Source organism: Fretibacterium fastidiosum, assembly GCF_000210715.1.
Lineage (GTDB): Bacteria > Synergistota > Synergistia > Synergistales > Aminobacteriaceae > Fretibacterium > Fretibacterium fastidiosum.
In genome coordinates this window covers 1,558,292-1,559,690 of sequence record NC_021038.1, presented here as the reverse complement: position 1 = coordinate 1,559,690, position 1,399 = coordinate 1,558,292, and the positions used below count along the sequence as shown (strand labels likewise).

Sequence of the window (1,399 nt, the reverse complement as noted above, 5' to 3'; positions counted from 1 at the left end):
CGTCCGCTTCAGTCGACAGATCGAGAGGCTGGCCGGGTGGTTTCGGTGAAAGCCGATTTGCTCAAAGGAGCCCCTTGTGATAGAATGCCTGAATTGAATATATTATCGAGAGCACGGGGAGAGAGTCAGCTCGACGATCCTGCGCCAACCTGTTCGACACGTCGTTCAAGGTGGTCCTGCTGACAGCGATAAGTGGAGCTTTGTCGTTTTTTGAGGAGACGCCGCCCATGGTCGCAGGGGCGGCGTCTCCCTTTTGCCGGAGGCGCCGGACCGTGCCGCAGCCGCGCTGCGGCAAATGAAAGGAGTTGCCGCTACCGTGAAGAAGCTTTTAGACATCCCGACGCCGAGTTATACCTTTGAGATCTTTCCCCCCAAGGGCTCCATGAGCCTTGAGGGGACCTACGCCACCATCGACAACCTGGCGAGCCTCGGCCCGGACCTCATCAGCGTCACCTACGGCGCGGGCGGGACCAGCCGCGACAACACGGTGAAGATCGCCTCGGGCATCCAGAACAAGTACAGCATCATGGGCGTGGCGCACCTGACCTGCGTCGGAGCCACGCGGGCGAACATCGGGGAGATTCTGGACGAGCTCAAGGCCGCGGGCGTCCGAAACGTCCTGGCCCTGCGCGGCGACCTGAAGGACGAGAAGGACCTGGGCGAGTTCCACCACGCCTCGGAGCTCGTTGCCTTCATCAACGAACGGGGCCGCGAGTTCGACCTGTTCGCCGCCTGCTACCCGGAGAAGCACCTGGAGGCCCCCAGCATGGGGACGGACCTGCACCACCTGAAGGAGAAGTGCGACCTCGGCGTGAAGGCCCTCGTCTCGCAGCTGTTCTTCGACAACGACACGTTCTTCTCCTTCCGGGACAAGGCCCGCGCCATCGGCATCAAGCAGCCCATCATCGCCGGCATCATGCCCATCACCTCCCCCCACCAGATCGAGAAGATGATCACCATGTGCGGCGCCAGCGTGCCCGCGCGCGTGCAGCGCTTCGTCGATGCCTACGGGCACAACTCGGGGGCCATCAAGGAGGCAGGCATCGCCTACGCCACGGACCAGATCATCGACCTCCTGGCCCGCGGGGTGGAGGGCATCCACCTCTACACCATGAACCAGGCGGACGTCGTGCGCCGCATCGACGAGAACATCCGCGCCATCCTCTACTCCATGAGGGTCAAGAGGTCCTGAATGGACCCCACGCAGACCATGATCGACGACGCGCTGCGCTTCATGCGCGTCCCGTCCCACCAGCGCAGCGGAGAGCTCTCCCTGCAGGTGAGGCGGACCTTCGAGGAGCTCGAAGGCGTCGTGCAGCCCCGGAGTGTCTCCCGTCGCTTCCCCTCAGAGGTCCTCGCGGACGGCCGGGGCGTCGTCGTCGCGGGCTTCACCATTCAG

The 1,399-nt window shown here is 63.8% G+C and carries 2 protein-coding genes; both read left to right on the top strand.

What is annotated here, in order from left to right; all coding sequences use genetic code 11:
- Nucleotides 1-316 precede the first annotated feature (316 nt).
- The gene (gene metF, locus SY1_RS07245; protein WP_243440622.1) at nt 317-1,192 is read left to right on the top strand and encodes a methylenetetrahydrofolate reductase [NAD(P)H]; all 876 of its coding nucleotides are present in this window, start codon (nt 317-319) and stop codon (nt 1,190-1,192) included.
- Nucleotides 1,193-1,399: hypothetical protein (locus SY1_RS07240; protein WP_208873261.1), on the top strand; the 207-nt coding region annotated here is incomplete at its 3' end.